The 20,327-nt window shown below is 37.3% G+C and carries 15 protein-coding genes and 3 pseudogenes; 8 read left to right on the forward strand and 10 right to left on the reverse strand.

Translation table 11 applies throughout. The features are described 5' to 3' along the window. The 4 genes and pseudogenes from BP861_RS13270 to BP861_RS13285 form a co-directional block, all read right to left on the reverse strand. A pseudogene (locus tag BP861_RS13270) lies at positions 1-248 on the reverse strand (hypothetical protein); the annotation flags it as partial. A 152-nt stretch (positions 249-400) separates the two neighbouring features. Then, a complete protein-coding gene (locus BP861_RS13275) occupies positions 401-967 on the reverse strand; it encodes an ATP-binding cassette domain-containing protein (protein ID WP_292376310.1) in 567 nt (188 codons plus the stop codon). Between the two features lie 3,617 nt (positions 968-4,584). Beyond that, positions 4,585-5,418 carry an ABC transporter permease gene (locus BP861_RS13280; protein ID WP_292376312.1) on the reverse strand — a complete coding sequence of 278 codons (834 nt, stop codon included), beginning with the start codon at positions 5,416-5,418 and terminating at the stop codon, positions 4,585-4,587. Beyond that, on the reverse strand, positions 5,415-6,404 hold the full coding sequence (locus BP861_RS13285; protein ID WP_292376314.1) for an ATP-binding cassette domain-containing protein: 990 nt from the start codon (positions 6,402-6,404) through the stop codon (positions 5,415-5,417). Before BP861_RS13285 ends, BP861_RS13280 begins: the two co-directional genes overlap by 4 nt. 834 nt (positions 6,405-7,238) lie before the next feature. On the opposite strand from BP861_RS13285, the gene BP861_RS13290 reads away from it, so the two are divergent. Continuing rightward, positions 7,239-7,448, forward strand: coding sequence for a DUF1059 domain-containing protein (locus BP861_RS13290; protein WP_292376315.1), 210 nt, complete (start codon positions 7,239-7,241; stop codon positions 7,446-7,448). A gap of 218 nt (positions 7,449-7,666) precedes the next feature. On the opposite strand, the gene BP861_RS13295 is transcribed toward BP861_RS13290, so the two are convergent. Both BP861_RS13295 and BP861_RS13300 read right to left on the reverse strand, forming a co-directional pair. Then, on the reverse strand, positions 7,667-7,750 hold the full coding sequence (locus BP861_RS13295) for a hypothetical protein (RefSeq protein WP_292376784.1): 84 nt from the start codon (positions 7,748-7,750) through the stop codon (positions 7,667-7,669). 38 nt (positions 7,751-7,788) lie between these two features. Then, positions 7,789-8,037, reverse strand: a pseudogene (locus BP861_RS13300) (TspO/MBR family protein); the annotation flags it as partial. 490 nt (positions 8,038-8,527) lie between these two features. Between BP861_RS13300 and glnA the strand changes: the two are divergent. The 5 genes from glnA to BP861_RS13325 all read left to right on the forward strand — a co-directional run bounded on the left by glnA (position 8,528) and on the right by BP861_RS13325 (position 14,994). Then, a complete protein-coding gene (gene glnA / locus BP861_RS13305) occupies positions 8,528-9,871 on the forward strand; it encodes a type I glutamate--ammonia ligase (RefSeq protein ID WP_292376317.1) in 1,344 nt (447 codons plus the stop codon). 772 nt (positions 9,872-10,643) lie between these two features. Continuing rightward, positions 10,644-11,696, forward strand: coding sequence for a class II glutamine amidotransferase (locus BP861_RS13310; RefSeq protein ID WP_292376319.1), 1,053 nt, complete (start codon positions 10,644-10,646; stop codon positions 11,694-11,696). Then, positions 11,693-13,204: a glutamate synthase-related protein gene (locus tag BP861_RS13315; RefSeq protein WP_292376320.1), complete on the forward strand. Its 1,512-nt coding sequence runs from the start codon at positions 11,693-11,695 to the stop codon at positions 13,202-13,204. The genes BP861_RS13310 and BP861_RS13315 overlap by 4 nt, the downstream gene beginning before the upstream one ends. A 5-nt stretch (positions 13,205-13,209) precedes the next feature. Continuing rightward, entirely contained in the window at positions 13,210-13,953 is a 744-nt protein-coding gene (locus BP861_RS13320; RefSeq protein ID WP_292376322.1) for a hypothetical protein, read from the forward strand. Between the two features lie 6 nt (positions 13,954-13,959). Next, a complete protein-coding gene (locus tag BP861_RS13325) occupies positions 13,960-14,994 on the forward strand; it encodes a Coenzyme F420 hydrogenase/dehydrogenase, beta subunit C-terminal domain (RefSeq protein ID WP_292376323.1) in 1,035 nt (344 codons plus the stop codon). A gap of 564 nt (positions 14,995-15,558) precedes the next feature. Here the strand turns inward: BP861_RS13325 and BP861_RS13330 are convergent. Continuing rightward, complete coding sequence (locus BP861_RS13330) at positions 15,559-16,338, reverse strand: hypothetical protein (RefSeq protein WP_292376326.1); 780 nt, start codon at positions 16,336-16,338, stop codon at positions 15,559-15,561. 300 nt (positions 16,339-16,638) lie between these two features. Here BP861_RS13330 and BP861_RS13335 point away from each other — a divergent pair, with 300 nt between their 5' ends. Both BP861_RS13335 and BP861_RS13340 read left to right on the forward strand, forming a co-directional pair. Continuing rightward, a complete protein-coding gene (locus BP861_RS13335; protein ID WP_292376328.1) occupies positions 16,639-17,127 on the forward strand; it encodes a peptidase domain-containing protein in 489 nt (162 codons plus the stop codon). Positions 17,128-17,190: 63 nt separating this feature from the next. Continuing rightward, positions 17,191-17,892: a winged helix-turn-helix transcriptional regulator gene (locus tag BP861_RS13340; protein WP_292376330.1), complete on the forward strand. Its 702-nt coding sequence runs from the start codon at positions 17,191-17,193 to the stop codon at positions 17,890-17,892. 241 nt (positions 17,893-18,133) lie between these two features. On the opposite strand, the gene BP861_RS13345 is transcribed toward BP861_RS13340, so the two are convergent. The 3 genes and pseudogenes from BP861_RS13345 to BP861_RS16065 all read right to left on the reverse strand — a co-directional run. Next, positions 18,134-18,940 (reverse strand): M24 family metallopeptidase, encoded by an 807-nt coding sequence (locus tag BP861_RS13345; RefSeq protein WP_349681029.1) that lies wholly within the window; start codon positions 18,938-18,940, stop codon positions 18,134-18,136. A gap of 295 nt (positions 18,941-19,235) precedes the next feature. Further along, entirely contained in the window at positions 19,236-19,613 is a 378-nt protein-coding gene (locus tag BP861_RS16060) for a UPF0228 family protein (RefSeq protein ID WP_349681030.1), read from the reverse strand. Between the two features lie 69 nt (positions 19,614-19,682). Beyond that, a pseudogene (locus BP861_RS16065) lies at positions 19,683-20,306 on the reverse strand (UPF0228 family protein); the annotation flags it as partial. Positions 20,307-20,327: the final 21 nt, after the last annotated feature.

Raw genomic sequence — 20,327 nt, forward strand, 5'->3', positions numbered from 1 at the left:
TCAAGAGAGAAGGGATATTGAGGCGCAATTTGGATGTCGACATTGTCAGCTTTATCCCCTCCGATGTTTTCCACCTGAACAGTCAGAGTTAGATATTCTCCTATTTTTGCAGGGTAAGGATTTGTTTCGACTATTGTAACTTTCAGATTGGCACCTCCAACAGATGCTGAAGCAGGAGTTACAAAAATCAAGGAAACAAAAAGTAAGGAAAAAAGAATTGTGATATTATTCCTCTTAATTATTTGCATATACTTCCACCTTCAATTGTATTGAATTATTTCATCTTTTACTGGGACAACTCTACCAGCATATTTCGCAATTTCAAGATCGTGCGTAACGATTACTACCATTCTTCCGTCTATATTCAAATTAAAAAGCATTCGAAAGATTTCATTTCCTGTTAAGCAGCAAGGTTTCTGGTTGGCCCATCCACAAGAAGGATCTCAAAGTCATTAATAAGTGTACACGCGATTGAGAACCTCTTGGACTGGACTCCTAAAAGTTCACTAGGTTTGTAACACATGCAGTTATGAAGTCTCATTATCTCAAGAAGTTCACTTACATGCCTCCTTGGATCAATACTGATTCTTGAACTAGCGAAGGTTGGGAGCAAAAAATTCTCAACGTCAGTTAGGTGAGAAAAGTGATAAAAAGTCTGAAAAACAAAACGTATTTCAAGTCCCCGAAGGCAGACAAGCTCTTGATCTGACATTCTATTGCGATCCATTCTCCTTACAAGAATCTGCCCTTCAGTTATCCCGCCAAGTAAGCCTATAAGGTTCACAAGAGTATTTTTTCCAGAATCTAGTGAACCCATAGCAGCAAGAAATTCCCCGCTATCAATTTTAAAGTTGACATCTGAGAGAACGGGAATTCCCAGACTCTTAGATACATAGCTTTTCCTGACATTGAAAAACTCTATAATAGGAAATCTGTCCTCAGGTAAACTATTTTTGTTAATATCCATATCCCCCTTTCCCAAAGTTAATGAAATGTGATAGAAGGATTACATTGAATAATCCTAATGTTTTTATCATTATGTAAGACAGTCCATTTTAACTTATGCTTTGTTAATTTTCGACAAAAGATCCAATTTGAGGGCATATAATTATTGATTCCTGATTTTGGAGTAGGTATTTGAAATTCAATTTTCGGAGTTGACGCTCTACACACTGTTTTCAACTCTTCTATGGATTTACTACTTATAGAAAGTCATTCTTTTCCAAAAATTACTGTAAATATAGTCCACTAAAATATAGGCAGTAAAAACAGATAGCTATAGTAATTTTATGAGAGAAAAGCCATTTTTCAGAAAATTTATAATCTCACTCCGGGATTTATCTTCATAAATGTATACTGTTTTCTATATACAAATTTTCATGAAAGCTAATGGTAGACTTAAAATAGATGTATTAATCATTTTCAAAAATTTTTAAATTAAATAGGGATCTACTTTTGAATATTGATATTATAGTTAAAACAAGTTTTGAACTTTCACACGGAATGCAAGTCTAAAAAATATACATCTGTTTACGAAATCCTTACTCTAAACATTTAGGGACTATTATTCATAAGGATATGAAATTCTATTGAGCTTATATAATTTGGTATATATAGGTATATACAGTCACTGTTAGCTAAAATTTCAAACGGTAGATCTCGAAATAAGAAAAACACGATATATTAATCTTATGAAGTGGCTGACAGGGATAGTGAAAAATGTACCACATACATAAGAAAAAATTGGTTGAAAAATTATAAAATATGGAGGAAATAAACATGAGCTTTCCCAACATAGGCTTTACATTCAACTTTGGTCAGATGTTCACATTCATGAATAACATCTGCTTCTCATTCAGATTATGGTAAATGAGTATTCTAAAGTAGAAGTGCAAGAGGTTTCTGCAGGAAATGATTATAATTTCTATATTTCCCGATTGCAGAAGACCGGGGTATAACGGAAGACGAATAAACTCAGAAAAAGAATGGGGGAAACGATATGTTCTACAGCATTTACTACTCAAAGGTCTGCAGTTACTATGCGGCCGAATGCTTCAAATTCTTCTTCTACTGCTAATTAAGTGTAAGTAAAAGGTTTCTGTAGGGAATTGGCCATAAGGCCTTATATTTCCCGACTGCTGAAAGCCGAGGTATAAAGGAAGACGAATAAACTCAGAAAAAGAATGGGGGAAACGATATGTTCTACAGCATTTTCTACGAAAAGGTCTGCAGTTACTATGTGGCCGAATGCTTCAAATTCTTCTACTACTGCTAATTAAGTGTAAGTAAAAGGTTTCTGTAGGGAACTGGCCATAAGGCCTTATATTTCCCAACTACAGAAGACCGGGGTATAACGGGGGATGAATAAACTCAGAAAAAGAATGGAGGAAATGATATGTTCTACAGCATTTTCTACGAAAAAGTCTGCAAATACTATGCGGCTGAGTGCTTCAAATTCTTCTACTACTGCGATTAAGCAGTAATGCTGATGAAAAGTTAACAATAACATACGAAGTTGCCTGAAATTCAGGCAACTTCCTCTTTACAAAATAAATACAAAATATTCACTTTTCTACTTCCTTTTTTATTTTCTTTATGTTTATTATGTTGAAGAGTTTTATAATTTTAAATATACTTTTTGAAATATGAGGAAAGGAACTGCGTAAAATTAAAAATTAGATCTAAAAAGCCCAAAGTTGAGATAATATAATATTTTTTAAGCATTATGAATTCTCTGAAAGGATATTTACTCCATATAAATTAAAGTGGAAATTAAGAAACGAGATGTTTGAACATCTCATAAGATGTTGCAGCGAAAGATACTACTTCAAAATACTAAAAAACTATTATTTGTAAGGAGTTGTCGTTCTTTACATTATTTGTAAATTCATAATATAAGTTAATATTGATACTCCTGTAAGACTTAGCGTTGGAACGTGTTGTTGTATATGTTGGTAGATAGTGTAATATAGTCCTATGTGAGTATAAATATTCCAGTGGTCTGATTTAAAATCTTTAATATTCCTAAATCTTTTAGCTGGAAATCTTCAATATTGTTTACACTTACCTGCAGTTCCAAAGATAAATCTCTGAGAGTATAACTTGGGAGTATGATATAAGAAAGGATATCGCAGGGGGTTTGGCGAAAGCACATAATATTCGGAGTAATCCGTAAACCAACTTTAATTGTAGAGACTACATCAATTTGAATTTAAGAAATAGGAATTAAATAATAAAAATTTTGAAAGTAGAAGTAGAGAAGTGGAGGGACTTACAATGTATTACTATTTAAGTTATACAAAAATCACTATATTTATACAAATAATAAAGTTTAAGCTGATATATATTAGCGGCCAGGGTTTTGACGGCTTTAGAAGGTTCTATTGAAATAAATGTTATATATTAACTAGTAGGCCAGCATTTTGAGTGATATATTTATACAGGTCAGACTGCATGCTTAGGCAGCAGTGAACCTGTATATTTTTTTGCTAGCAAAAGTGGCTTGACTCATGCTATTTCTAGAGAAACTACTACAAAGATTAATCATACAAGTATAGAATTTCCGCCTAATAACTCCTTTATACGTCAACTTATCTCTTTTATCTGATATACAATAAAAGAGATAACGCCGGAAGAACAGAACTTTATGAATATTTAAAGGGATAATGAGTTATAAAGAATATGGAAAAACTTGAATTTCTAGGAGAAAGAGGCTCAAATCTCTGAAATGAAAAAGGTTAAGTTTTCAAATGAAAAAAGTTAATTTTTTGAAATAAAAAGAATTTTAAGATTTTAATAAAAGAAAATTACTGCTTCTAGAAGATTGTGTAGATAATCAGCAGGCTGAAAAAACAACTCGTGGCTATCTAAATATCGCGGCTATCTAACCGCGGGAAATGCTGAATACACGGATATCTTACCCATACACTCTTTCATTTTTTCTGTCTATAGATGTTTCCAGATTACTTCATGCTTTTACAACAACAAAGGCATAGAAAAGATCAATATAATCTCTAAAAAAGAAAAGGTTTAGGCCAAAAACTACTGTCTTCCTCCTTTTTCCGAGTTTTCCATGTCCCCAGTGATTTATCTGTCTTTTGACGTATAAGTAAAAGAATTCTGGTTTGAACTAGAGCTATAGTTTTGAAAAATGAATAACTATAACCAAAAGCTTTTTACTCCTATTTAGAAGGAAGGGGGAGTTAATGACTTATAAAAACAAAACAAGGATAAAAGGAGTCTTAAGTCCATGGTAGGTGGCTAAGGCTTACATCATATTTCCACTATATAAGTTGAAAAATAAGATTCAAAGCTCCATACATAGAAAACCGTTATTCACGTAGAATATAATATATTTAATAGAGTATTAATCGAGGAGTGAGCTCATAAAAAACCAAGACTATAAGCCAGAAGACTTTTTAAAATTGAAATTCAAGCATAAATATTTCAAGCTTTTTTATATTTACAAAAATAGAAGTTAAAAAAATAGGAAATTTGCCTGTAATAGGAAATTTACCTGTTAGACAGACGATCATAGTAATTACAGGACAAAAATTAAAAAGAAATAAGCAAAACTGAGCGTGCTTATATATCCACTTTATTAAACCTCCACAACGCAGTAGATAGCATTGCAAGGGCGAAGATAGTTAGACCCAAGAAACAGAAACCTATGTCGGCCGTTGTGTAAATATAATGAATTCCCATTACAGAGAAATCAGTCCCTAAAGCAAAATAGCGAATACCATTTGCTAGCAGGGTCAGCGGGTTAAACATTGAGAGAAACCTGAGGATGGAAGGGAAAGAGTTGATAGGATAAAGGGCACTACTTATAAAGAAAATGGGCATACTAAGCAAGGTAAGAATCGACTGCATTCCTTCAGGATTTTCAATGGTAATTGCAATAGAGCCTGATAGAAAAAGGAAGCCAAGAGTAAAGGTTGCTACCAGTAGCATGATGCCCACTATTGAGAAAAGAGTTTGAGTAAGAGTATATCCATTGAAGAAATCCATTCCTAGAAGTTTTCCGAACCCGATTATTATAAAAGTTTGAATAAAAGCCTTAGTCACAGCTGAAAGTCCAATCCCAAGAATGATATGAAACCTGGGAACCGGACTTGCAAGAGTTTCCCTCAATAAGCTGAATTTTTTATCAAACATAAGGGTAGTGCCCCCAAACAGACTGCTGAATAGCACATCCATTGCAATTATTCCCGCACCCATATAAGAGAAGTAGTTGACTACAGGGACACCAGATACGTTTGGAATAAGTGAAGTTAGTTGATCAAAACTGTCTGACATAGCAAGCCCGAAAAATGCTAGCCACATAATAGGTTGGACTAGTGAAGTGAAGAGAACAGATTTGAATCTAAAGAATTTAACCATCTCTCTCCAGTATATTGCACGAAACTCGAAGTTCATTTCGAGACCACCTCTAATTCCACTTCTTTTTCTTTTTCGATTTCATCTCCTTCTCTTAACCCATGCCCGGTGTAATGAACAAAAACGTCATCCATAGATGGTTTTTTAATATTTACGATTATAATTTCTATTCCCTCTCTTCGAATTATCTCCATAATTTGAGGAAGTACGTGAGTGACATCTTCATTAATCATGACTCTCAAGGACTTTGTATCTTCTGTGATGCTTTTTACCGAGCTGAGTGACTTTAAAACCTCCGCAGCAAGCTTATTGTCACTAGTTTCCAGATAAATAAGGTCTTTACCAAGTTTATTCTTTAATTCATCCGAGTTTCCAGTTACGATTATTTTTCCATGATCAATTATGCTTATTCTGTCACTCAATTGGTCTGCTTCTTCCATATAGTGTGTTGTCAGAAATATAGTAGTGCCTTCTCTCTTAATCTCTCTAAGGTACTCCCACATTCTCATTCTCGTCTGAATATCGAATCCTACAGTTGGCTCATCAAGGAAGAGGACAGCTGGTTTTGTCATCAATCCTCTTGCAAGCTCAAGTCTTCGCTTCATACCACCGCTCAGATTTTTTACCAGAGTATCCCTTTTACTTTCCAGATCTGTCAGTTTTAAGAGTTCATTGATTCGTTCTTTTCTTTCTTTTTTTGACATGGAATATATTTTACCATGATACTCCAGATTTTCGGATACGGTCATTTCATGATCAATACAAAGCATCTGGAAAACAATACCTATTGATCTTCTTACGGAATCTGATTCTTTTGCGACATCATATCCATTAACTCTGGCTTCGCCTCTCTGTATCTTCTTCAGTGTAGTAAGAATATTAATTACAGTACTCTTCCCAGCTCCATTTGGGCCAAGAAATGAGAAAATTTCTCCCTGTTTTACAGTAAAACTGATATTGTCAACAGCTTTTATAGAACCATATGAATGCTCAAGATTATTTACTTCTATGACGTTTCCGGTCATTCGTAAATCAACCCCTCTCCTCTACCGTATCGGATCACTCCCATGTACTAGATCCCAATATTAAACCCCTATATTGAAAGAGTATGGATTTAGTAAGTAATATGTTGAAAACTATTAAGTTTGGATAAATATCTTGATAGTTTTACACAAGTAGTTATGCCTCAGATGCTTTATATAAATAGGAAATAAAGTTTCTAAACTAACCTATGAGAACTCTTTATTTTTAGTTTAAAGATATTTAAAATGCTTGACAAATTGTACAATTTAATCTTGAATAATGAGTGGGAATTATTGAAAAAATATACACATACTTTTTCTATATTTTCCTCGAATAAGAAGGATGTACTTGCTTTTTCAGAATTGATCAATAGCTCATGTACATGCCCCGGTCTCGATTATTGAATATATCCCCAATAGCTTCTCTTTCTTTTGCAGTTATAATAATAACTTTTTATTACATAGAGAATAAAAGATAAAAGAATATAAAAAAGATATCTTTATATTATGGTATTTACTTTGAAATAATCGTAAATTAAACTAAAACTAGACCTAGTAGAAAAGATATAAAACTCTTGGTTGATGTCGTTTCTTTAAGGAGAAGATTTCTCATTATAGGAATTATTTGTCCATTTTAAGGGCTAATAGCATTTTTTCACATAAATATTTCTACCTCAAATATTTTCGATTGAGATTTTAATTAATAACAGATAGAAAAATGATTTACCGCAAAATAATTCTGAAAAACTTAAATTTATATCCTATTAATCTTTATTATAGTTTATTTAAATAAATAAAGACTATTTTTATTGAGATTTTTTGCGCAAAGGAGATACTATGAAGATAATAAAATGCGGCGATCTGGGGTTTAAGTGTAACTTTATGGCTGCTGGAAATGAACTAGAAGAAGTTGAAAATGCTATATTCGATCATATAGAAAAAGAACATAAAAAAGAGTTTCAGAGTATGTCTGAAGATGACATTCGTCATCTGAAACATCGAATATCAACTCTTCTGGGAAGAAGTTGTGGTTGTGGAGCTCTGTAATACGAATAACACACGAGATTATACTTCGAAAAACGGAAGTTTATCCGTGGTCTCTAGGTAAACTTTCTTTACAGCTTTTTTATCAATTAAGAATTTTACTCTAAAGAGAGTTAATTAGAAAGAGTGAAATAGAAATTGATTGAGACAAAACAGTTTGAATAAATCAGTTTTGAATAGTTCAAAGATTCAATAATGAATTAATTTCAAATCTTGTGTCATTAATTCAAAATCCAGATATAGTAATTAAGCAGCGCAGCGAAGCTGACCCACAGGGTATAAAGAAATAGTAGATAAGAAGCCACTTTTGAAATTTTTTCTTGAATTTCAAGATTGTCAGGAAGATCGCAAGCCAGAGAAAAACGATTTCGATAAAAGCATAATAAGGAGATTTTAGCTCAAAGAAGAGAGAAGACCAAAGAGCATTAAGGACTAACTGAATTCCGAAAATAAGCATCCCTACTTTGACTTCCTGTTCTTGCAGCCCTTTCACCCAGACCAGATAAAATGAGATTCCCATAAGTGTCTAAAGTATAAACCAGACCGGAAAGAAAACCTGAGAGGAAGGGTTAAAGACCGGCTTTTCCAGCAAAAGATACCAGTCCTTAAGAGACGATACTGTAAATATCGAACCTATTTCCCCTGCAAACTAGCAGAGCAATACAGAAACCAGGAGCTTGAACAGATTAACTCTTTGAATCATACCACAGACCCAGAAAATTATCCTGTACTCCAATTGTTATTAATTTTAAGTATTAATATTAAGGTTGAAAAAACTTAAAATCTTTATTCCTATATTTTATAACATTTTTGCATATACACACTGCCGGAAAGAAAAGACTCAAATTGTGTTAACAAATCTACTCCTTTTGGAATTAGCTAATGAGCTTTATATGCATGAGATTAGAAATATACTCAACAACTGGGGAATGGGCCCAAAATATTTATAAAGTTGGTGCAATTTACTAGATTAATTAACATTTTTTAAAGAACAATTTTCAGAATGTACATACTGTTTGCGAAGCTATATATAATATTAAGTAGGTAAAAGGATACCTAGTGCTCGATAGGATGGGAATCAAATGGTGCAGATAAAGAAGTGTATAACCAAAGAAGATGTAATAGAAACTGTAAATGAGAGAGACGTAAAGTTTATCCGGACTCAGTTTACGGATACACTAGGCATCATCAAAAGTTGGGCAATTCCTGTTGAACAGTTGGAAGAAGCTTTCGAAAGTGGGGTAATGTTTGACGGATCTTCGATCCAAGGCTTTACAAAGATTGAAGAATCGGACATGAAACTTGTACTTGACCCGTCTACTTTCAGGATTCTTCCCTGGAGACCTGCAGCCGGTGCAGTAGCCAGGATCCTTGGAGACGTGTATCTTCCAGACGGCCGGCCGTTTGAAGGAGACCCCAGATACGTTCTTAAGAGCGCAATCAGAGAGGCCGAAAAAATGGGGTACTCAATGAATGTAGGTCCGGAACTAGAATTTTTCCTCTTCAAACTTGACGCAAACGGAAATCCGACCACAGAACTTACGGATCAGGGAGGATACTTCGATTTCTCACCCCTTGACCGTGCCCAGGATGTACGTAGAGATATTGACTATGCTCTCGAGCATATGGGATTCCAGATAGAAGCCTCTCACCATGAGGTCGCACCTTCTCAGCATGAGATTGACTTTAGATTCGGGGATGTACTGAGTACCGCAGACAATGTTATAACTTTCAAATATGTGGTAAAATCAATTGCATATCACAAAGGATATTATGCCACCTTTATGCCAAAACCTCTCTTCGGGGTAAACGGCTCAGGCATGCATACAAATCAGTCTCTTTTCAAGGATGGCAAGAATGCGTTCTATGATCCAGATACTACAAATCAGCTTTCTCAAGAAGCAATGTACTATATTGGTGGCCTGTTGAAACATATTAAGGAATTTGCAGCTATCACAAATCCGGTTGTTAACTCCTATAAAAGAATTGTACCAGGGTATGAGGCACCAGTTTACCTCACATGGTCTGCAAAGAACAGAAGTTCATTGATCCGCATTCCTGCAACCCGTGGTAATGGGACAAGAGTTGAACTAAGATGCCCAGACCCGGCATGTAACCCTTATCTTGCCTTTGCCCTGATGCTCAGAGCTGGACTTGATGGGATAAAGAACAAGATTGACCCTGGAGGGCCGACTAACATGAACATATTCCATCTTACGGAAAAAGAGCGAGAAGAAAAAGGTATTCATTCCTTGCCCGCAGACCTTAAAGCGGCAATTGATGAAATGAGAGGCAGCAAATTCGTAAAAGAAGTGCTTGGAGAACACGTATTTAATCATTACCTCTGTGCCAAAGAGATGGAATGGAACGAATACAAAGCAATTGTTCATCCGTGGGAACTTGAGAAGTATCTGCATATGCTGTAAGCATACAAAAATCTTAAAACCTACACAATGGAAAAATCTACTCTGACAGAATTAAGAAGTAGATTCGTTCAGAAGACACACCTTTTCCTGAGGTGTGTCCAGATTTTAGAAAAAGAATCCAGTAAATTAAATAAGAACTTTCTGATTCAAGCTATTAATTCCGTAGAAATTTCTTTATTTTTTCTCAAAATTGACGCCTAAAAATTATTGATATAAAAATACTTTCCTTGTCAATTCCAATATTCAATAGCATTACTTTTTTTCAAAAGGATTAACTGGATAGATATTGCAAGGAAATATCAAAGAAGGCCTGAAGGGGACAAAGGAGTAATCTGTTAAAAGTTAATGTCAAAAAATGTAGAAGAAAAGAGAAAAAATTAAAAGGTTAAAACGTCATGTTTAGAAAAATTATCTAAAGAACTCTTAACCGGATAAAAGAAACGTATATATATTGTCAAATAGGTACTAAATTACTTATTTCCCTTAGTGACGACCCTCTCAATGTATGTAAATAAAATAAAACCATGTATGGAAGCGTTGCTATTCACTCACATTAATTAGATAATATAGATGAGACAAATTCGGATAAAGATTCTTAAATTATAGAAATTGATAAAAATTACCCCTTAAATCCAGTCTATCAGCTGGCAAGTTTTTTGACCTAATTCTCAAAAATGAGCCACGGAAGTAATCCAGAAAATACCGATGGATACAGGAAATTACTGATTAAATTATATTACATTCATTCCTATCCGTTTTTAGAGTGATCAAAATGTGTGGAATAATAGGCTTTATAGACCGAACAAAGTCCAGAATGGACGGGTCGAGCATAAAAGCCGCCCTCAGCCTCATGAATGAAAGAGGTAGTGGAGACGGGGCAGGCTATGCTGCATACGGAATTTATCCAGAGTATGCAGATTACTATGCTCTTCATGTTTTCTTTGACAATCTAGGTGAACCAAAAAAGAAGGTTGATGAACTTCTCCAACAAATGGGAGAAATTGTTCACCAGGAAGAAATCCCCACAACCCCGCAGCCTGGCATAAAGAAAGTACACATCCCATGGAGATATTTCTTTAAGCCTTCGGAAGACCTGATGGCAGGAAGAATGGCTTCTGAAAACGATGTTGTCACTTACATAGTCATGGAAGTAAATGCCAATGTAAAAGGGGCTACAATCTTTTCTTCCGGGAAAAATATGGGAGTCTTCAAAGCTTCTGGCTGGCCCGAAGATGTGGCAAACTTCTACAGAATTGAAGATTACAAGGGATACATCTGGCTTGGTCACAACCGTTATCCCACAAATACTCCGGGTTGGTGGGGAGGCGCTCATCCTTTCAACCTGCTTAACTGGTCAGTAGTACATAATGGAGAAATAACCTCATATGGTACAAACCAGCGTTATGTCGAAGGATACGGATACAATTGCTCCCTGTTCACTGATACCGAGGTTGTAGCCTATTTGTTTGACTTACTTGGTAGACAGCATGGACTTTCGCATGAAATGGTTGTCAAGGCTCTTGCTCCGCCTTTCTGGGATGAAATAGACAGGATGCCTGCAAAAGAAGCAGAGTTGAACAAGGCAGTTCGCCTTACCTACGGACCCGCTCTAATGAATGGACCCTTTGCAATTGTAGTCGGGACAGAGAATGGTATTGTTGGCTTTACTGACAGGATTAAACTTCGTCCTCTGGTAGTTGGTGAGAACGGGAACCGGCTCTACATATCCAGCGAAGAAGCCGCAATAAGAGTATATGACCCCGAAGTCAAGACCATATACACCCCTAGGGCAGGAGAACCAATTATAGGGAGGTTTATTGAATGACGCTTGGAAGTGTGCCCCCAAAATTTAAGGTCGATATCGATCGCTACCAGTGTATGGACTGCGGACGCTGTATTGAAAACTGTTCCTACGGTGTGTACAGAAGGGAAGGCAACAAAATCCTCATAGAATCAAGGAAATGTACAGGCTGCCTTCGCTGTGTTTCCATGTGTCCCAGGGACGCAATCATGCTTACGGAAAAACCTGTAGATTACCGTAGCCACCCTCTCTGGACCAGAGAGGCAAGAGAGGATATTATTAAACAGGCCCGCAGTGGAAAAATTATCCTTTCAGGAATGGGAAACGCCAGGGATTTGCCAGTTGTCTATGACCACCTTCTTCTTGACGCCTGTCAGGTCACAAACCCAAGCATTGACCCCCTGAGAGAACCTATGGAACTCAGGACTTACATAGGAAAGAAGCCATCCAAGCTCAAATTCAAGAAGACTGAGAGTGGAGACGTAGAACTGGAAACAAAACTCGCTCCAAACCTCAAGCTTAATACTCCGATAATGATTGGGCATATGAGTTTCGGAGCTATTAGCCTCAACGCCCAACTCAGTATGGCAAAGGCCGTAACAGAACTCGGAACTTATATGGGAACAGGAGAGGGAGGGCTCCATGAAGCTCTTTATCCTTATCAGGACCACATGATTGTCCAGGTTGCATCAGGCCGGTTTGGTGTAAACATTGATTATCTTGAAAGAGGCGCTGCCATTGAAATCAAGATTGGCCAGGGGGCAAAACCAGGTATAGGTGGACATCTGCCTGGAGAGAAAGTAAGTGAAGAAGTCTCAAAGACTCGCATGATCCCTGTTGGCAGTGATGCGATTAGTCCAGCGCCTCATCATGATATTTACAGTATTGAAGACCTTGTTCAGCTCATTAGAAGCCTGAAAGAAGCAACCGAATGGAAGAAACCGGTCTTCGTTAAGATTGCAGCCGTGCATAACGTGGCTCCAATTGCTGCTGGTATTGCCCGCTCTTCTGCAGATGCGGTAGTGATTGATGGATTCCGCGGCGGGACTGGCGCAGCTCCCAAGGTCTTTAGGGACAATGTGGGAATTCCGATTGAAGTTGCAATCGCAAGCGTTGATCAGAAACTCAGAGAACAGGGCGTAAGAAATGAAATATCAATTATTGCAAGTGGCGGAATAAGGAACAGTGCAGACCTTGCCAAGTCAATTGCTCTCGGAGCAGATGCTGTTAATATCGGGACTGCTGCCCTTGTTGCTCTGGGCTGTAGAGTCTGCGGCAATTGCTACAGAAACCTTTGCCCGTGGGGTATTGCTACCCAGCGTCCAGATCTTGTGAGCAGGCTTGATCCTGAGAGAGGAGCAGTTCAGGTCTCAAATCTTATTAAGGGCTGGACTTACGAACTCAGTGAACTTATGGGTGCTGCGGGAATCAATAGTATAGAAAGTCTGCGTGGCAATAGAGACCGCCTGCGTGGATATATGCTGGATGAAGGAATGCTTAAAATCCTGGATGTACTGCCAGCAGGAGCCTGATTGAGATGAAGACGGTAAGAATTGATGCAAGAGGTATGCACTACACACCCTTAAACCAGAAAATCAGGGCTGCGGTTGCGGACGGAGCAGAGGAAATCGTACTCGACAACATACTCGGACAGCGCTTTATAGGAGACGGATTAAGAGGCAATGTCCGCATTATAATCAATGGGGTTCCCGGAGGAGATCTGGGAATGTTCATGAGCGGGCCAACCTGCATTGTACACGGAAATGCCGAACATGCTCCGGGCAATACAATGGACAGAGGAATGCTCGTAATTCACGGAAGCGCAGGAGATGCCGTTGCCCACAGCATGCGTGGAGGAAAAGTCTTTGTAAAGAATAACATTGGTTATCGGGGCGGCATCCACATGAAACAGTATGAAGTGGAAGCCAGACCTATACTCGTTGTGGGAGGCACAGCCCATTCCTTCCTTGGAGAATATATGGCAGGTGGTCTCGTACTCGTGTTCGGTATCGGCAAAGATAAAGCCATGACAGACAGGGGTATAGGAAGCGGAATCCATGGTGGAGAAATTATCATCCGTGGGGAAGTGGATGATTACCTACTTGGAATAGGAGCCAAGAAATTCAAGTTTACTGAAAGTGATCTTGAACGCATTGCTCCAATTATAAAGAGCTTCTGCGAGCAGTTTGGGTATGACGCCACAGATTTCCTGAACACCAACTACACAAAGATCGGACCTGCAAGCAGCCGGCCTTTCGCAAGCAAATACGTCTGGGAGTGATCAGAAATGGCAGAACAGAAACCAATCAGCAAAAGTTACCTTGACCTTAAGTCAAAAGTCTGGGACGAAGGCCTTTGCTCAGGCTGCGGGGCCTGCATTGCAGTCTGCCCTGCTGATGCCCTGTACTTCGAAACCGGCGGCGATTCCACACACCCGAAAAGCAATAATTACTGTAAAGCCGCTGTTGATGATGTGCCCTGCGGAGCCTGTTATGAGGTTTGCCCGAGACTTGACGAACAATCCTCAAGCCTGCTAGGAGACTACCTGGAGATTACTGCTGGGAAAGCCGAGTTTGAGATTCCTAGAAAGCAGAGTGGAGGAGCAGTCACAGCGATTCTTGCAAACGCCCTTGATACAGGCCTTGTAGATGCTGTAGTTACGGTTACGGAAGATCCCTGGACCCTTAAGCCACATTCAATGGTAATAACCAAAAGTGAAGCCCTTATAGGCCAGGCAGGAAGCCGTTACAACTGGTGGGTCCCTCTTGTTTCTTCTCTTAAGGAAGCAGTTGTAAACAGGAAGTACAGGAACATTGCAGTCGTTGGAGTTCCTTGCGTAGTTCAGGCAGTTCGCAAAATGCTTGAAACCGACCACCAGCTTGTGCAGCCATACAAGAAGTCTATTCGTTTCGTTTTAGGCCTTTTCTGTACGGAAAGCTTTGACTACGAAAAACTTATCGCAGGCAAGCTAAAAAGCGAATACGCCCTCGAACCCATGAAAGTTTGCCGCATTGATGTTAAGGGCAAGCTAGAAATCACCCTCAATGACGGAACGCAGTACATAATTCCCCTTACCGAACTTGAGGATACTATCCGTCCGGGCTGTGGTGTCTGTACGGACTTTACCGCCCTCAAAGCCGATATCTCGGCAGGTTCGGTCGGAAGCCCAGACGGATACACAACCCTTGTCATCCGTACCCTTGTTGGACAGCACCTTCTTGAAAGCGCGGTTGCCAACGGGAAACTGAGCGTAGGCGGGGAGGTCAGCCTTGGGATTATTGAAAAGCTTGCAAAGAAGAAGATGGCAAGAAAGCAGGAATAAGTCCGATAGGAATTTAAAGGATGAAACCCGAGTTTCATCTTTATTTATTCTTTTTTGTTAAGTGTGGTTTGAGGACTATTTAGTCCCAACTTATTAAATATTCTTCTGAACATGAATTTAACTCTGCGTTATTTCATTTGGAGTCACTAATCAGCAGAGTAATAACATATCCAATTTTATTGCTTTTTTGACGTAGGGATATTTCTCGATATTTGCTAAACTGAATTCAACGTATTTCTCTGGAGGGTCTGAAGTTTATTTGCATGAACATACACCAGGTTGATGAATCATTAAGAAGGAAATCAGACCTATTGCTAAAATTACAAAAGAAAAGTAAATTAAAAATTTTATAATCATTTTCATTTAAATATTCTTTTCACTTACATTATGAAAATAAATGTAGACAGTCGGCATCATTTTTCGTTAATTACATCATAAATCTTTTTTAACATCAATGCAATATAGAAAAGCAAAATAATATTAAGGATTGGGAATACAAACGATATGATCTCTTTAAAAATGTAAAGAAATGAAGTAGATGAAATCATTTACTCACTTCTCCTTTTAATCATCGTATGCAGTATTTGTACCGGAATAACCTGTCCCATCACTATCTAGGAACTCTCCCCAATATTGCCACTGCCATTTACCACTAACTCCGTTAGTATTTGATTGTACATAAAGTCCATTATATTCATACGTATCTTGGGCTTTGAAGTTCAAGTTAGGATCATAGAGTGTAAGGTCTACGTCACAGTTAACCCAATCATATAGATTGGAATCGATTTTTATTCTATCTTCATTAGATCTTATGCTCCAGCTCCACCAATCATCACAGTCATTAGGAGGAGATATCCCACCAGCAAAGTTATAGGTCCGATATGTTGACGTTGGCGATAAATCTTCTGATTTATTGGTTTTGTTTATAGAGTTTTCAGAAGTTTCAGGCACTTCAACTATTAGGTTTATTTTGTTATGCTCTCCATCTAATTTATTTTTAAGAATTTCCTCCAAAACTTTTCCTTCCGCGTTGATAATACATCTGTTGTTAGATCTTTCTATCACATCTATATTTTGTAATTTATCGATTGCCTTATTATCCCATACCTGAACCATAACTCTATATACTTTATCAGGATTTTGCTTCACTTTTTCCAAGAGTCTGTTCATTATTTTTTGCTTAACTACTGCAGCCTCCTCATCAGACAATTTCCTTGGCGAGTCTTCATTACTTGTGATTTCAATATTCGTATCTACTTGCGCATTCACAGCTGGCACAAAAGCTATTCCCACCAGAAACATTACCAAGAGCAATGTTCCTATTCCTAACTTCTTAACTATCATTGTTTCACTCCTATTTATTTTCTAGGAGGCATAAACAGAAAAGCCTTAAGCACCCTTAAAACTAATATTTTCCTGCCTCCGGGCAATGTGGAGTTCGAATAAACCTTCCAGAGAGAATTTGAGCTCCACTGAACATCTTTTTAAATGTTCATATTTTTCTAGGAACTTACTTTTATAATTAATTTGTGACCAAATCATCCAACTGAAAGTATAATCAATTTAAATTTGGGTTTTTTAAAATTTAAGAAGTTATTTGCTACATAATTGGACAGTTTTACCATAAAATTTAAGTAAGCTCTTTTGATACGTGTTAACAGGAGAGGTGAAAATGTCAAGAAAGATATTATTTATTGTATTGGCAACCTTGCTTTTTTATCTGCCACTACAGCGACAGCAGCTGAAAATGTGGAAAAAGTGAAAGCTTCAAGCAACTATATCGTAACACCTTCACCTAGCATCGAAGTTGGAGTCATTGACAAAGATATAGGTATTCTGACAGTTTATGATACCATCAGTCAGGGAGAAATAAATATACATGAGAAAACAGTTGGCAGTGGTTTAAATCTCCTAGTTGTGGATCTTAACTGGGGAGATTCAACTGACTCTCTTCGGCTTAAAATATATACCCCTAGTGGCAATGTATTGGGTACCTACTATGATAATGCAGATGGTACAACTGACGGTAGGATCCACCTGTATATTCAAAATTCAAATGGAATTGAAGCGGGGAATTGGAAGTATCAGGTATATGGGTATAAAGTCGCCGGAACAGAAAATTATACAATCTAAATTTGATCATGGAATTACTCAAATTATGCACCATCTATGTGGAAGATGAAATTACTTTTTATCTTGGTACTGAGTACCGCAGTAGGTACTACGAGTGCAGACACCGGAGGATATACCGTTGGTCCCTGCCCACCCGATGAAGAGCTCAAAAAATTGGGTGATGCTGTTGATATTAGAGGGGCAGACAGGACTCTTACTTTCTGGGAATTTCCATTGTCATTCAAAATAGCTTATATATTAGGATACCTGGTTGCTTTCGTTTCTTTTTTTAAATTAGTTCCTATAATTCTTGGTCAGATAAAGGGCCTAAATAAAGATGCCAATAAAAAGAAAATTATTAATTATGTGCTGAATGAGCCAGGGTGTACTCCATCCGAAATTTCAAGAAACCTGGAGATTAGCCTGGGATCTATAAGATATCAGATCAAAACACTCAAAGCTGAAGAGAGATTGACATTAACGAAGGAAGGAAAGTTCACAAGAGCCTTTCAAAATTCCAATGCTTTCACAAAAAACGATAAAATAATAATATCACATCTTAAAGGTAGTACAAGAAAACAGATACTACTTAACATTCTGGAAAATCCTGAGATTACGAATCAGGATATCTCAGAAAAGCTGAACTTAGACAAAAGCACTACTCACTGGCATATAAAAAAATTAAGGGAAGACGATGTTATTTTCTCTGAAGTAGAAGGCAAGTTTACTAAATATTTTGTGAATCCAGCTGTGGAGCCGGAGTTGCTGAAATGGCTCAAGATATAAGCGTTAAGCAGCCTTCTCTCAATGTTTGAAGAAAAAGAAAACTAGTAGCTGCAAGGGATACATTAATCTAGTGTCGCGTCAACAGTAAAATATCGTATAGAATCAATTTCATCTATTCAGACTAGTCAAATCTTTGAGGATTGACAAGACACTAGTCTATATTTATTCGTAAAGAGTTTGATCCCTCACTTTGCCAGTTTTCTATAACGGTTAAACATTGGCTTTATACAGGTTTAAATATTCAAAACACAGGAATCAAGCCAGGATTGTCACCGGTAATACACTCTCCGCCTTTAGAAGTTACTATAAAAGTGTTTTCAATACCTACCATTCCTATATTTTCAATTCCTTTTTTAGGTTCGAGAGCAAATACCATTCCTTCCTGGAGGGGCTCATCAAATCCTTCAGCAATCACAGATGTTTCATCGATTAGTAACCCAACCGCATGGCCTATGAATTTAACTTTGCGGTTGCCAAAACCCATGAAGTTCTGAAGAAATTCCGAATCGAGCTTATTCATTATGGTGGTGTAGATTTCCGAGGGGATCGCGCCGGGTTTTAACATTGAGACAGCTTCGTTTTGTATTTCCACACATTTATTATGGGCATCTATGGCATATTGTGGAAGCGAAGAACCAAACATATATGTGGTAGTTTTATCCGTGTTATAACCTTCAACCCCGCATCCGATATCAATGAATACCAGATCTCCTTTTTTCAGTTTTCTGTCACGGCTTCCGATAAGGGGAACCGCAGGGCTCATCCCGTAAATTCCGCCAGGCCCGTTAAAATAAGAAGGATAGATCGAGCTTTCACCGAAGCAGATATTTTCCAGGAACATCTCGGTATCGAACATGCCAAAGCGGCACAATCCGTAATGGCCTTCTTCGACCATAAATGAAAATAGTTCTATTGCCAGATCCGTTTCACTCATTCCTTCTCGCAGCATTTCAGGTACGAGATCTTCCAGCACATGCTGATGAATCCTGCCAGCTTCTCTTGTCAGCGAAAGCTCATATTCACTTTTAATTGCTCGGACCGCGCAAATTAAGCAAAAACACTAAAGACAGAATATCAACCAGCTACTAATATACTATTAAAAAATTGAATACTATTAAAAAATTGAGATCATAAGACATTACAACTTGAATTCAGATTTTTTAGGCACATAAACTTCTATTGATGCCAAAATATACGCTTAACCTTAAACACACAAAACCGAGGCTTTAATTTTTAAAACCATGGTCGTTTGTTAAAGGTTTATTCCAGTAGTATTAAAAAATGTGTCTTCTATATATCAGAATCGAAGTATCAGTTTACAATGTTTTTCGGATAGGCTCTTATTAGGTACTACCGGAAGATATTATGGTCAATATCTTTTCATTCTTTTTAACCTCGTTTTCTATTCTTCTTTCATCGCTCTCCCAAATCCACTTCTTAGATCCATCCCCAAGAGTAATACAACACAGGACAGAGTTTTTCACTTGAAGATTATTTTTTTCCAGTATTTCAAGGAAATTTTCATCCTGAATAGCTTGTTCAGTTACCGTAATTATATAACTATTTCCTTTTTTGATATCATGGTTAAAATATATAGGATCAGTCCAATTTTCATCTTTTCTCAATTCATCTCTTACATCCATTCTTTTATCTGCGTCTACCGTTAGGTAGTACCTTTCTGGCTGAAGGTCAGAATTATATTCTATGGTGTTCATAGTCATGTTGTATTTTTCAAGAATGGCTTTAACTTCAGGCTCAGTGGTTCCATCTTCAAATTCAATCAATAAATGATATACTTTCGTATCTGGAGATGCAGTCAGCACCTTTTCATTCCTTTCAAGCTCATTTGCAATTTGGTATGCATCTTTCTCTGGAATACCACCACTCTTAGATTCATCTTCTAAACCAATATAACAATAGACGGATTTTTTCACTGGAAGATTGTTTTTTTCCAGTATTGCAAGGAAATTTTTATCCTGAATAGCTTGTTCCGTTACAGTCAATATATAATTACTTCCTTTTCTTACAGGGCTAGTCAAGTTTATATCATCTACCAATTCCTCTATATCTATTGTTTTATCTCTATCTAATATCATGTAGTACCTAATCATGTAGTACCTACTTGGCATAATATCAGAATTGTAATCTATGGTGTTTATAGTCATGTTGTAGTTTTCAAGAATGGCTTTAACTTCAGGCTCAGTAGTCCCCTCTTCAAATTCGATAAAAAAGCCAGCTACTTGTTTTTCTTGGAATGGCGTTTTTGCATCAACCGGTACCTTTGTGTCAACTGGTATTTTTGTATCAACAGGTGTTTTCATATTATCAGATGATGCGTCTACAAATAATCCCACGAGTATGACAAGAGCTAGAAATACAATAAAAACAGCAATTTCTTTGCTGATTTTACTCAAACTACCACCTTCTAAAAAAGA

Source organism: Methanosarcina sp. UBA411 (assembly GCF_002495725.1).
In the GTDB taxonomy this organism is placed as follows: Archaea; Halobacteriota; Methanosarcinia; order Methanosarcinales; family Methanosarcinaceae; genus Methanosarcina.